Here is a 12,202-nt window from a genome sequence, read left to right on the forward strand (position 1 = left end):
GTTACCGTCCACCCCAGAAGGGGGATTGGGCCAGGCCGAAGCGCGGCGCGGCGGGGGGTTCAGCGGCGACAGGCGCCGCGGGCGCCGCCGGCGGGGCGGCCGGCGGGGAGATCGGCGTAGCGCCGGCGGCGATGGCGGGTGCCGCCGCCGGTCCGGCGGTGGGCCTGGCGGCCAGGGTGGCGATCGGGGTGGCGGGCGGCGCGGCGAAGGCGGGCGGCGCGGCGGCGGCGATCGCCGGGGCCGGCAGCAGCTGCGCCAGGCTGCGGGCGATCTGGCGCAGATCCTCGGCCGCGGCGGCGCCGGGCGCCAGGTCGTAGATCAGCCGCAGCTGCGCCAGCGCCTCGGCCAGCATGACGTCCTGGCTGACCGCGCCGAGCAGCCGCGGGCCCAGATGCCGCGCCACCGCCTCGGCCGCGGCGCGCGACAGGCGGGCGCCGAGATCGACGCCGTTCAGCAGGAACTGCAGCCGCCCGGCCTGGAGCGCCGCCTGGGTGCCGCCGCCGAGGAAGCGGCCGCTCTCCACCTCGCCGAGCATGGCGGCGCTGATCGCCTCCGACTGCAGCACGGTGACGATGAGCGAGGCCAGCGGCGCGGCGACGGCCAGGGTGTGCGACGGCCCGGGCGGCAGGTCGGCCAGCACCAGCAGCCGCGGATCGGCCAGCATCTCGCGCAGCGGCCCGGCCAGCAGCGCCGGGTCGCGCTCCAGCGCCACCGCCTGCTCCAGCACCTGGCGCAGCTCGATGGCGCCGTGCGGCAGCAGCGTCACGCCCGAGACGGTCGGCCGCAGCGCCGCGCGCCAGTCCGGCTTCTGCAGCAGGTTTGCCATGTAGCCGCCGCCATCCTGCAGCGGCACGCCGAAATGCAGCCGCAGCGAATTCTGCGGGTCGAGGTCGAGGGCCAGCACCGGCCGCCCCTCGCGCCGCAGCGCATCGGCGACATTGGCGACCAGGGTGGTCTTGCCGACGCCCCCCTTGGGCGAGGCGAAAAGGATCAGCGGCATCTCCGCCTCAGCTCCGGCCGAAGAGGCGCAGGCCGCGCAGCACGTCGGCGGTGGGCGAGGCGGGCGGCGCGGCGGGCTCGGCCGCCGGGGCGACGCGGCGCAGCAGCTCGGAGAGCGGCATCGGCGAAGCGGCCGCCGACGCGACCGGCGGCGACCCCGCCTCTGGCGGCGCCCCCGGCCTGGTCTCGGGCGCGGCAGCCGGCGGCAGCCAGCTCGGCGGCGGCGCGGCCGCCGGGCCGGCCGGCGCCGGCCCGTTCAGCCCGAGCGGGGGCATGGCGGCCGGCATCAGGCCCAGCGTGGTCGGCACCTGGCTGAGGTCGAGCGGCGGCAGCGGCGCCAGTCGCCCGCCCCGCCCGGCCGCCGGCAGCCCGGCACCGTGCGAGCTGGCCAGCACCGCCAGCAGCGAGGGCGCCGCGGCCTGCTGCGGCGGCGGCAGGCTGGGGGTCAGCTGGGCCAGCAGGCCCCCAGGGGCTGCCGCGGCGGGCTGCGTCTCAGTGACCTGCAGCGCCGCCAGCAGCGCGGTGGCGGCGTCCAGCCCCCCCTCGGCGCCGGTGCGCGCCATCAGCGGGGTCTGCGGCGCCATCGCCATGGGGATCACCGGCGTCACCGGCGCCGGGGCGGCCGCGGCCGGCAGGGCGGCGGGCGCCAGCAGGGCCGCGACTTGCGCCGGCTGCAAGGCGGGTGCGGCCAGGGTGACGGCCGCCGGGACAACCGCTGGTTGCGGCTTTTCCGGCCCGGAAGGGGGCGCCGCAGTCTGGCCCGGACGCGCCGTGGCGGCGCTGCCAAAGAGCGAGGCGACCAGCAGCGCGGCGCTGCCGGGGCTGCGCGGCGCGGGGCCGGCGGCGGGCGGCGCGGCGGCAGCGGTAGCCGCGGCGGGCGAGGCTTCCGGGGCTGCCAGCGACGGACGGCTGGCCAGCGGCGCCAGCACCGCGGCCAGCGACGGCACGGCGCCGGCGCCCGGCTTCGGCATGGTGGCAGGCAGGGCCGCAGCCCCGGCCGTGGCCGGCGGGGGCGCCATCAGCGAGGCCAGGACGCCAGACAGAGGTGCCTGGCGCAGCCCGGCGGCGGCACCGGTTTCAGCAGGCTTTTCAACAGGTGCCGCCTTGGCGGCGGGGGTGCCGGGCGGCTGGCCCAGCAGCGCCGCCAGGGGCGAGAGCGGGGAGGCGGCCGGCGCGGCCGGAGGAGCTGGCGGGGGTGCCGAGGGGGATGCGAAGGGAGAGGCCGGCGCCGCCGTCGCGACGGCCAGCGGGGCGGTGCTGGCCAGCACCGGATTGGGCAGGCCGGCCGTCGCCGCGGGCGGCTCCGCGGTGTCCGCCGCGCGCGCCATCGGCGGTTCCGGGGCGGCCTGCTGGGCCTGGAAGGCGGCCAGGCTGTCGCGCAGCGTGGCCGACGTGCCCGCCTGCTCATCGCGAACCGGCTGGTTACCGAATGACCGGTAGCGGATGCCCGGCGCCCTCAGCGCAGCCACAACGCGGGCGACGTCGATATCCTGGCCCATCAGTCGCCTTAACTCCTTCGGAGAGCACAGAATGCCTGCTCGTCGCGGCGCACGAAACCACAGATTCGCAAGCCTGACGCGGACAAATTTTGAGATTCTACGCTTTTTCCGACAGAGCGGTCAGTGTCAGCAATCTTAAGACGGAGGAATAATAATCATCCGGCGCGAAAGACGCCGCCGGCCGCGTCGGCGGCACCTGGCCGAGCTGCTCCAGCACATAGCCGGCCAGCCCGCGCAGCCCGGGCGTCGCGGCATAGGGACCGATGCGATCCGTCGCCAGATCGACCCAGGCCGGCCATTGCCGGTGCGCCGGATCGCTCCAGAAGCGGGCGGTGGCCAGGGCCGCCGGCTCGTCGGCCAGGCCGGCCCAGCAGAGATAGAGCGGCACCCGCACGGCATCGTAGGAGAAGCGGGGCGGCCAGCGGCCGGGCAGCGACAGCGCGCCATCGGCGCGGGCCACGCTCAGCCAGTCGGGGGGCAGGCCCCAGCGGCCGAAGCGGGCGCGGCGCAGCAGCTGCAGGCCGTCGCCGGCCAGCGCCAGCCAGGCCGGGTCCGGCACCGCCCGCGCCAGCACGCCGAGGATCGGGAAGGCATAGTAGGACGGGTTGACGGTGACGCTGTCCGCCGTCTCGAAGCCGTGCTGCGCCGGCAGCAGCAGGGTGCTGCCGGCGACCTGGCGCAGCAGCAGGCGCAGGATATCGCGGGCGATCGCGGCGCCGGCCTCGGTGAAGCCCGGCTGCTGCCAGCGGCGGCCGGCCAGCAGCAGCGCGGCGGCGATGAAGAGGTCGCCATCGGTGGCATTGTTGCGGTCGGGCACCGAGTCGCCCTGGTCGGGGATGTAGCGCCAGGCCGCCAGCCGGTCCTGCGGCCGGGTCAGCCAGCGCCGGGTCCAGCCCCAGGCCAGCTCGAAGCTGGCGCGGTCGGCGGCGCGCTCGGCGCAGAACATGGCCCAGCCCTGCCCCTCGGAATGCGAGACGTTCTGGTTGCCGGTATCAACCACCCGCCCCTCGGGACGCAGGAAGTCCTGCCGGAACCGCCCCCAGCCGGCGAGCAGCGCCGCCGAGGGCGCCGCCCCCGCCTGCGGCACGCCGCCCAGCGCCGCGCCCGCCCCGCCGGAAACCGGGGAGGCAGCGGCCGGCGCCCGGCCCATGACGGTCCCGGCCCCCAGAAATGCGCGTCGCGACAGTCCCGGCATGGGCCGAGGCTAGCGGCCAGGATTTACCGGGAGCTTGCGGCCGTGCGCCCGGCGGCGCGATCCGGCACCCTGCCCGGCGGGTGCCTCAGGCGGTGGCCGCCAGCCAGTCGCGCATCAGGGCGGTGCTGGCCGCCGGCTGCTCCATGGTCGGCAGGTGGGCGGCGCCGGGGATGCGCGCCAGCCGGGCGCCGGGGATGCCGGCGGCGATCTCCTCGGCCAGCTCGGGCGGCGTCAGGATGTCCTGCTCGCCGACCGCGACCAGGGTCGGGCAGGCGATGGCGGGCAGCAGCGGGCGGCTGTCGGGGCGCTGCAGGATGGCCAGCTGCTGGCGCAGGAAGGCCTCGCGGCCGACGCGGTCGGCCATGGCGCGCACCTCATGGCCGAGCGGGCCGTCGACCGCCTCCGGGTGCAGCAGGCTGGGCAGCAGGCGCGGCGTCACGCCGCGGAACTGGCCGGTGCGGGTCAGCGCCATCAGGCCGCGGCGGCGGCGGGCGGCCTCCGGCGTGTCGGGGCGGGCCGAGGTGTCGAACAGCGCCAGATGCGTCACCTGCCCGGGCGCCAGGCGCAGGATCTCGAAGGCGACATAGCCGCCCATCGACAGGCCGGCGAGCGCGAAGCGGTCCGGCGCCCCGTCCAGCACGCGCAGCGCCATGGCGCGCAGCGTGTCATCCTGCGTCAGGTCGGCGACCCGGCACTCGGCCAGGTCCCGCAGGCCCGCGCCCTCGGGGCCGGCGATGACGTCGCGCCACAGCCGCGCGTCGCAGAGCAGCCCGGGCAGCAGCAGCAGGGTATGGGGGTTCGGCATGGCCCGGAGGGTTACGCCCGCCGTCGCGTTCCGGCAACGGGCGGCCGGCCGGCGCGGAACAGCCCCGTCGCGCAGGGGAAAACCTTGCCAAGCCGGTGCGAGCGGCGCATATGCGGGTCTCGGATGCCGGAAGATGGGCCGCGCGGGTCTCGCGTGGCAGGCCGGCACACATCCCGCCGCCTGCCGGCGAAGGAACCGACTGCCCTTGAGCGATCAGCCTGACATGACCGCGCCCCGCGTGGCCGACACCGAGCTTTCCGACGCCCTGACCCCCGACGCCCCGATGGAGGGCCCGGCCGAGGATGCGCCGCCGCGCGCCACCTTCGACGATCTGGGCCTGTCCGAGCCGCTGCTGCGCGGCGTCGCCGAGGCCGGCTACATCCACCCGACGCCCATCCAGGAACAGGCCATCCCGGTCGTGCTGATGGGCCGCGACGTCATGGGCTGCGCCCAGACCGGCACCGGCAAGACCGCCAGCTTCGTGCTGCCGATGATGGACATCCTGGCCGGCAGCCGGGCCAAGGCGCGCATGCCGCGCAGCCTGATCCTGGAGCCGACGCGCGAGCTGGCCCTCCAGGTGGCCGAGAACTTCGTCAAGTACGGCACGCACATGAAGCTCAATCATGCGCTGCTGATCGGCGGGGAGAGCATGTCCGACCAGCGCGACGTGCTCGACAAGGGCGTCGACGTGCTGATCGCGACGCCGGGCCGGTTGCTCGACCTGTTCGAGCGCGGCCGCGTCATGCTGGCCGACTGCAAGGTGCTCGTCATCGACGAGGCCGACCGCATGCTGGACATGGGCTTCATCCCCGATGTCGAGCGGATCGTCAGCCTGCTGCCGCCGCTGCGCCAGACGCTGTTCTTCAGCGCCACCATGGCGACCGAGATCCGCAAGCTGGCCGACGCCTTCCTGCAGAACCCGAAGACCATCTCGGTCTCCGCCCCCGCCTCGGTGGCCACCACCATCACGGCGGGCGTGGTCTATGTGCAGGAGCGCGACAAGCGCGAGGCGCTGCGCCGGCTGATCCGCAGCCAGGAAGTGCAGAACGCGCTGATCTTCTGCAACCGCAAGCGCGACGTCGACGTGCTGCACAAGAGCCTGACCAAGCACGGCTTCAAGGTCGGCGCGTTGCATGGCGACCTGGCCCAGTCGGTGCGCTTCGCGACCCTGGAGAAGTTCAAGGCCGGCGAGCTGCAGCTGCTGGTCTGCTCCGACGTCGCGGCGCGCGGCATCGACATCGGCGGGCTGAGCCACGTCTTCAACTTCGACGTGCCGTTCCGCGATGAGGATTACGTGCACCGCATCGGCCGCACCGGCCGCGCCGGGCGCGAGGGCCATGCCTTCAGCATCGCCACCTCGGACGACGTCAAGCTGGTCGCCGCCATCGAGGCGCTGACCGGCAAGCCGATCCCGCGCATCGAGATCGACGGGCTGGACACGGTGACCGCCGAGGAGCTGGCCGAGGCCGCCAGCGCCCCGCGCGGCGGGCGTGGCCGCGGCAAGCCGGCCGGCAAGGACGCCAAGGGCGGCCGCGGGCGCGACCGCGCCGAGGGCCGCAGTGAAGGTCGGTCCGAGGGTCGCGGCGAAGGCCGGGGCGAGGGCCGCCGGGGCGAGAAGGAAATCGTCCGCCGGGGTGTCAACCGCCGCGACGAGGTCGAGGATCTGGGTGGCGAGACGCCGCCGCGCGAGGAGCCGGCCGAGCGTCGCGAGGAGCGCCGGGACGAGCGCCGGCGTGACGAGCGGCCGCGCGAGGACCGGGTGCGGGACGAGCGGCCGCGCGACGAGCCGCGCCGCGAGAGCCGTGCCCGTGACGAGGCCCGCCGCGAGGAGCCGCGCCGCGACCGCGACGACCGTCGCGAGCCGCGCCGCGAAGACCGGCGCGAGGAGCGGCGCGACGACCGCCGCCGCGACCGCGACGATCTGGGCCCGGCCGTGCTGGGCTTCGGCGACCAGGTGCCGGCCTTCATGCTGATCCCGATTCCCCGCCCGCAGCGCGATACCGCGCCGGCCGAGTCGGGGAACAACGGGGCCGATCTCGGCGCCGAAGCCGCCTGAGAAGATCCGCCGCCGCCTTCCGGGGCGGCGGCGGCGTTTCGGGGGCCGGCCGGCCCCATTGCGTCGGGGCGGCGGGGACGCCAATCTCCGCCCCGTCCATCGAGGATCGCGGGCGACCCCCAGGCTTGCCTGGACGCGCCCCCACCCGTGCCATGCCGCAGCCAGGCGCCTGCAGGAGAGAAACCCCATGAATGCCGTGACCCAGACCGCCAAGCCCAGCTTCGTGTGGGATGACGCCCTGCTGCTGGAGGACCAGCTCTCCGAGGACGAGCGGATGATCCGCGACGCGGCCCGCCAGTACTGCCAGGAGAAGCTGTTCCCGCGCGTGCTCGAGGCGAATCGCCACGAGGTCTTCCACCGCGAGATCATGAACGAGTTCGGCGAGATGGGCTTCCTGGGCGCGACCCTCGACAGCCATGGCTGCGCCGGCGTCAACTACGTCTCCTACGGGCTGATCGCCCGCGAGGTGGAGCGGGTCGACAGCGGCTATCGCTCGGCCTTCTCGGTGCAGTCGTCGCTGGCGATGTTCCCGATCTGGGCCTATGGCGCGGCCGAGCTGAAGGACCGGCTGCTGCCGGGCATGCAGAAGGGCGAGCTGATCGGCTGCTTCGGCCTGACCGAGCCGGATGCCGGCTCCGATCCGGGCTCGATGCGCACCCGCGCCAAGAAGGTCGATGGCGGCTACCTGGTCTCCGGCTCGAAGACCTGGATCACCAATTCGCCGATCGCCGATGTCTTCGTGGTCTGGGCCAAGGACGAGGCCGGCGACGTGCGCGGCTTCGTGCTCGAGAAGGGCATGAAGGGCCTGACCGCGCCGAAGATCGAGGGCAAGTTCAGCCTGCGCGCCTCGACCACCGGCATGATCATGATGGAAGAGGTCTTCGTCCCCGAGGGCAACAAGCTGGACGTGAAGGGGCTGAAGGGGCCGTTCTCCTGCCTCAACCGCGCCCGCTACGGCATTGCCTGGGGTGCGCTGGGTGCGGCCGAGTTCTGCTGGCACGCCGCCCGTTCCTACACCATGGACCGCAAGATGTTCGGCCGTCCGCTGGCGCAGACCCAGCTGATCCAGAAGAAGCTGGCCGACATGCAGACCGAGATCACGCTCGGCCTGCAGAGCGTGCTGCGGCTGGGCCGGCTGTTCGACGAGCACCGCGTGGCGCCGGAGATGATCTCGCTGTGCAAGCGCAACAGCTGCGGCAAGGCGCTCGACATCGCCCGCACCTCGCGTGACATGCATGGCGGCAACGGCATTGCCGACGAGTATCACGTGATCCGCCATGTCATGAACCTCGAGGCGGTGAACACCTATGAGGGCACGCATGACGTGCATGCCCTGATCCTGGGCCGCGCCCAGACCGGCCTGAACGCGTTCTGATTTGATGGGAGATCCAAGAACCTCAGGTTCTTGGTGAGGGGTCCAAGGGGGGCAAAGCCCCCCTTGTCTCGTTTTAGGGGTTTGGTTCCGTGGAAGTGCTGATTGACGGCTTGGGTGCGGCTGGCGACGGATTGGCGGTCGCTCCCGACGGTTCCCGCCTGTTCATCCCCGGCGTGCTGCCCGGCGAGCGGGTGCAGGTCGAGGGCCCGGTGGTGCTGTCGCCCAGCCCGGAGCGCGTCGAGCCCCCCTGCCCGCATTACGGCCCCTGTGGCGGCTGCGTGACGCAGCACCTGGCGCTCGGCCCCTATTCGGCCTGGAAGCGCGGTCGTCTGGTCGAGGCGCTGGAGCGCGCCGGCTTCCGCGACCCGTCGGTGGCGGCGACCGAGGTCACCCCGCCGGCGACGCGGCGCCGCGCCGACCTGGCGCTGCGGCGGCGGCCCGATGGCAGCGTGGCGCTGGGCTTCCATGCCCGTGGCGACAGCGCCCGGATCGAGGATCTCTCCACCTGCTTCGTGCTGGACCCGCGCCTGGTCGCGCTGTTCGAGCCGCTGCGGGCGATGCTGCGCAGCCTGCCCAGCCTGCGGCGTGAGGGCTCGGCGATGCTGAACCTGCTGGATAGCGGGCCGGATCTTCTTCTTCGTTTGGACGGGACGCCGGGGGTGCAGGAGCGGGCCACGCTGGCCGCCTTCGCCAAAGCGCAGGGCATTCCGCGCATCGCCGGGACCAGCCTGAAGGGCACGATCAGCGAGACGCTGGCGCAGCTCGGCCCGGTGTCGATCGCCTTCGCCGGGGTGCCGGTGGCGCCGCCGCCGGGGGCCTTCCTGCAGGCGACGCCGCAGGGCGAGGCCGCCATCGTGCGTGCCGTGCTGGCCGGGCTGCCGAGGAAGCTGACCGGCAAGTCGCGCATCGCCGAGCTGCATGCCGGGCTGGGGACGCTGTCCTTCCCCTTGTCGGCCGCGGCGCGGGTGGCGGCCTATGAGAGCGCGCCGGAGGCCGTGGCCGCGCTGGATGCGGCGGCGCGCAAATCGGGCGGCCGGGTGGTGGCGACGAAGCGCGACCTGGTGCGGCAGCCGCTGGCACCGAAGGAGCTGGAGGCCTTCGCCGCCCTGGTGCTCGACCCGCCCTTCTCCGGGGCGGCCGAGCAGATGCCGGCGCTGGCCCGCAGCAGCCTCGGCAGGATCGTCTATGTCTCCTGCAACCCGGCGGCGCTGACGCGGGATGCCAAGACGCTGCTGGGCGGCGGCTGGCGGATCGAGGCGGCGACGCCGATCGACCAGTTCCTGTGGTCGGCGCAGCTCGAGGCGGTCGTCGTCTTCGCCAAGGGGAAGTAGCTACTCCTCGTTCCCCCAGGGGGCGTCGAGGTCGCGCAGCATGGCGGCGACCTCGGGGTGGCTGCGCTGGTCGACCAGGCCGAAGCTGGGCTCGCGGCACCAGACGACGAACTGGCCGTTGACGAAGACGGGGACGGATTCGGCGTTCAGCCGGCGCAGGAAGGCGCGGCCGAGCTGCACCAGCCCGCCCTTGCGCACCACCACCCAGTCGGGCTGCGGCTCGCCCGGGGCGGTCGGGCGGCTGCGGGCATGGGGCAGCACGGCGGCCAGCGCGGCGGGGGCCAGCAGGCTTTCCGTCTCCAGCCGGCGCTCGGCCAGGAAATCCACCACCTCGGCCCAGGCGCGGTCGGTCTTCGGGAAGCTGGCGGGCTCGGGGTCGTCCTGGCCGTCGCGCAGCCGCAGCCGGCGGTGCAGATCGTCCAGCATCGCCATCTGCGAGGGCCGCGGCGGGCGGACGAAGCCGGCCCGGACCACCGCCCGGGCCTCGGGCAGGTGGTGGTGGTCGAGCAGGCAATGCGCGAGGTCCAGGCGGATCTGCGCCGTGGCATTGCCGGCGATCAGCGCCTGGCGCAGCACGCGCAGCGCCAGCGCCTCGCCGGCCGGGCCGGGATGGCGGCGGCGCATCAGCCCGGCCAGCTGCCGGGCATAGGTGGCGCAGAGCAGGCGGCGCGGGCGGATCAGCGGGCGCAGCACGGCATCCGGCACATGGCCGGTGTCGAGCGCCGCCTGCAGCATCGGCCGCACCCAGCCGGTGTCCACCGCGAAGCCGATCGAGTCATGGTTGACCAGCGGCGTCAGCACGCGCTGCACGGCGCCGGCTTCCTCGATCATCGCGGCGTGGCGGGCATCCTCGGCGAAGCGCGGGTCGTGGAACAGCAGGGCCTGGCCGGCGATGTCGCCGGGGGCGATGCGCATGCCGGCATGCAGCTCGGGGCGGTAGAAGTCGCGGCTGCGGCGGAAGTCGAAATCGCCGACATCGTCCGGATGCACCGAGGCCTGCGGCGAGAAGGCCAGCACCACGTCGGCGCGCAGCCGGGCGCTGTATTTCAGCGCGGCATAGGCGCCCATGCTGAAGCCGTAGAGGATGATGCGGCGATGACGGTCCAGCACCGGCTGCAGCTTCGGCAGCAGCGCGGCCATGTCGCCCTGCGGGAACCAGCCGGCGGAATAGTCGGTCAGCCCCAGCACCGAGACGCCGAAACGCGCCAGATAGGCCGCGCCCCAGATGTCGCGCGCCGGCTGGCGCGGCGCCAGGGCGATGATCAGCGCCTCGCTGCCCTTGTCGCGATAGAGGGCGGCGACGCGGCCGGTGTCGTGCAGCAGGGCGGGCGGGGCGATGGCAGGAGTCGGGGCTGGCGCAGGCGGGCGGGACACGCGGCTTCCTTACAGGCTGGTCACCCGATTAGCAGATGCCGGACGCAGGACGAAGGCGACCAGCGCAACCTTGATCCGCCACCTTGATCCGGGCCGGGCGGCTCCCAACAACCTTGCCAGGCTTTCATGACCCAGGAGGAGGCGAGGATGACGAGACTGGACCGACGCGGATTGCTGCCGGCCGCCGGCGCGATGCTGATGGCCCCGGCCCTGCTGCGCGCCGCCCAGGCCCAGACGGCGCCCCAGACGCCGGCCCCTGCGCCAGCCCCCGCGGCCACCGCGCAGGCGCCCGGCTTCTACCGCTTCCGCCTGGGCGGCCGGATGGTGACGCTGGTCAATGACGGCCAGGGCCGCCGGCCGAATCCGACCGAGGGCTTCGTCCGCAATGCCGAGCCGGCCGCGGTGGAAAAGGCGCTGCGCGACGCCTTCCTGCCCACCGAGCACCTGGACATCCCCTATACCGTGACCGTCCTGCAGGGGCCGGACGGGCTGGTGCTGTTCGACACCGGCACCGGCGGGCAGCTGGGCGCGACGGCGGGCAACATCCCGGCGAACATGCGCGCCGCCGGGCTGGCGCCGGAGCAGGTGACGATGATCGTGGTCACGCATTTCCACGCCGACCATATCAGCGGGCTGACCGATGCCGAGGGCAAGCCGCTCTTCCCGAATGCCGAGGTGGTCGTGCCGGAGGCCGAATGGGCCTACTGGATGGATGACGGCAATGCCAGCCGGGCGCCGGAGGCGATGCGCGGCGCCTTCGCCGGGGTGCGCCGCCGCTTCGGCCCCTACCAGTCGCGGCTGCGGCGGATCGCGCCGGATGCCGAGGTGGCGCCGGGCATCAAGGCGGTGGCGACGCATGGCCACACGCCGGGCCACAGCAGCTACCTGCTGAGCGACGGCAGCGACCAGGTGATGCTGCTGGGCGATGTCACCAACCGGCCGGAGCTGAACCTCGCCAATCCAGGCTGGCACCTGGTCTTCGACATGGATGCGCAGATGGCCGAGGCGACGCGCCGCCGCGTCTTCGACCAGGTGGCCACCGACCGCATCCGCTGCATCGGCTACCACTTCCCCTTCCCGGCCAATGGCCATGTGGTGAAGGAGGGCCAGGGCTACCGCTTGGTGCCGGCGCCCTGGTCGAGCGCCGTCTGATCCACCGACCGGGGCGGCGCCGCCGCCCCGGGCCTCACGTCAGACGTGGAAGCTCTCGCCGCAGCCGCAGCGGCCCTTCTCGTTCGGATTGACGAAGGTGAAGCCGGCCGACATGGCCTTGGCCTCGTAATCCATCGTGGTGCCGATCAGGAACAGCGTCGCCTTGCGGTCGACCAGCAGGGTCAGGCCCTTGTCGGTCACCACCTCGTCGGTCGGCGCCGGGGCGTCGGTCCAGCCCAGCTCATAGGCCATGCCGGAGCAGCCGCGGGTGCGCACCGCGACGCGCAGCAGCTTGCCCGCTTGGCCGCCGGCATAGAGGGCGCGCAGCCGCTCGGCCGCGGCTTCCGACAGCTGCATCAGCGGCGGCAGGGCGCGGCGGGCGGGCGGCGTGGGGCTGTGGGTCGTGCTCATGCTGC

The 12,202-nt window shown here is 74.0% G+C and carries 10 protein-coding genes; 4 read left to right on the plus strand and 6 right to left on the minus strand.

The annotated features are described in order from the left end of the window. Position 1 precedes the first annotated feature (1 nt). From WFI16_RS20135 to WFI16_RS20150, 4 genes are all read right to left on the minus strand, one after another. On the minus strand, positions 2 to 1,000 hold the full coding sequence (locus tag WFI16_RS20135) for a cellulose synthase operon protein YhjQ/BcsQ (RefSeq protein WP_419899649.1): 999 nt from the start codon (positions 998 to 1,000) through the stop codon (positions 2 to 4). Positions 1,001 to 1,007: 7 nt separating this feature from the next. Next, complete coding sequence (locus WFI16_RS20140) at positions 1,008 to 2,498, minus strand: hypothetical protein (RefSeq protein ID WP_419899650.1); 1,491 nt, start codon at positions 2,496 to 2,498, stop codon at positions 1,008 to 1,010. A gap of 97 nt (positions 2,499 to 2,595) precedes the next feature. Continuing rightward, positions 2,596 to 3,648 carry a glycosyl hydrolase family 8 gene (locus WFI16_RS20145; protein WP_419899651.1) on the minus strand — a complete coding sequence of 351 codons (1,053 nt, stop codon included), beginning with the start codon at positions 3,646 to 3,648 and terminating at the stop codon, positions 2,596 to 2,598. A 130-nt stretch (positions 3,649 to 3,778) separates the two neighbouring features. After that, entirely contained in the window at positions 3,779 to 4,498 is a 720-nt protein-coding gene (locus WFI16_RS20150; protein WP_419899652.1) for an alpha/beta fold hydrolase, read from the minus strand. A 283-nt stretch (positions 4,499 to 4,781) separates the two neighbouring features. Here WFI16_RS20150 and WFI16_RS20155 point away from each other — a divergent pair, with 283 nt between their 5' ends. The 3 genes from WFI16_RS20155 to WFI16_RS20165 all read left to right on the plus strand — a co-directional run bounded on the left by WFI16_RS20155 (position 4,782) and on the right by WFI16_RS20165 (position 9,260). Next, entirely contained in the window at positions 4,782 to 6,554 is a 1,773-nt protein-coding gene (locus WFI16_RS20155) for a DEAD/DEAH box helicase (RefSeq protein ID WP_419899874.1), read from the plus strand. A gap of 187 nt (positions 6,555 to 6,741) precedes the next feature. Then, entirely contained in the window at positions 6,742 to 7,929 is a 1,188-nt protein-coding gene (locus WFI16_RS20160) for an acyl-CoA dehydrogenase (RefSeq protein WP_419899653.1), read from the plus strand. A 131-nt stretch (positions 7,930 to 8,060) separates the two neighbouring features. Then, positions 8,061 to 9,260 (plus strand): class I SAM-dependent RNA methyltransferase, encoded by a 1,200-nt coding sequence (locus WFI16_RS20165; RefSeq protein WP_419899654.1) that lies wholly within the window; start codon positions 8,061 to 8,063, stop codon positions 9,258 to 9,260. On the opposite strand, the gene WFI16_RS20170 is transcribed toward WFI16_RS20165, so the two are convergent. After that, complete coding sequence (locus tag WFI16_RS20170; protein WP_419899655.1) at positions 9,261 to 10,634, minus strand: hypothetical protein; 1,374 nt, start codon at positions 10,632 to 10,634, stop codon at positions 9,261 to 9,263. It lies immediately after the preceding gene. Between the two features lie 147 nt (positions 10,635 to 10,781). Between WFI16_RS20170 and WFI16_RS20175 the strand changes: the two genes are divergently transcribed. Beyond that, entirely contained in the window at positions 10,782 to 11,786 is a 1,005-nt protein-coding gene (locus WFI16_RS20175) for an MBL fold metallo-hydrolase (protein WP_419899656.1), read from the plus strand. 39 nt (positions 11,787 to 11,825) lie between these two features. On the opposite strand, the gene WFI16_RS20180 is transcribed toward WFI16_RS20175, so the two are convergent. After that, the gene (locus WFI16_RS20180) at positions 11,826 to 12,197 is read right to left on the minus strand and encodes a HesB/IscA family protein (RefSeq protein WP_419899657.1); all 372 of its coding nucleotides are present in this window, start codon (positions 12,195 to 12,197) and stop codon (positions 11,826 to 11,828) included. Between the last annotated feature and the right edge of the window lie 5 nt (positions 12,198 to 12,202).

Origin of the sequence: Roseomonas sp. USHLN139 (assembly GCF_037145735.1) — a bacterium.
In the GTDB taxonomy this organism is placed as follows: Bacteria; Pseudomonadota; Alphaproteobacteria; order Acetobacterales; family Acetobacteraceae; genus Pseudoroseomonas.

Bases quoted from the DNA above. Each gene is read 5' to 3' on its own strand.
- WFI16_RS20135 (WP_419899649.1), bottom strand. From the start codon at position 1,000: ATGCCGCTGATCCTTTTCGCCTCGCCCAAGGGGGGCGTCGGCAAGACC.
- WFI16_RS20150 (WP_419899652.1), bottom strand. From the start codon at position 4,498: ATGCCGAACCCCCATACCCTGCTGCTGCTGCCCGGGCTGCTCTGCGAC.
- WFI16_RS20140 (WP_419899650.1), bottom strand. From the start codon at position 2,498: ATGGGCCAGGATATCGACGTCGCCCGCGTTGTGGCTGCGCTGAGGGCG.
- WFI16_RS20160 (WP_419899653.1), top strand. From the start codon at position 6,742: ATGAATGCCGTGACCCAGACCGCCAAGCCCAGCTTCGTGTGGGATGAC.
- WFI16_RS20155 (WP_419899874.1), top strand. From the start codon at position 4,782: ATGGAGGGCCCGGCCGAGGATGCGCCGCCGCGCGCCACCTTCGACGAT.
- WFI16_RS20180 (WP_419899657.1), bottom strand. From the start codon at position 12,197: ATGAGCACGACCCACAGCCCCACGCCGCCCGCCCGCCGCGCCCTGCCG.
- WFI16_RS20145 (WP_419899651.1), bottom strand. From the start codon at position 3,648: ATGGGCCGGGCGCCGGCCGCTGCCTCCCCGGTTTCCGGCGGGGCGGGC.
- WFI16_RS20175 (WP_419899656.1), top strand. From the start codon at position 10,782: ATGACGAGACTGGACCGACGCGGATTGCTGCCGGCCGCCGGCGCGATG.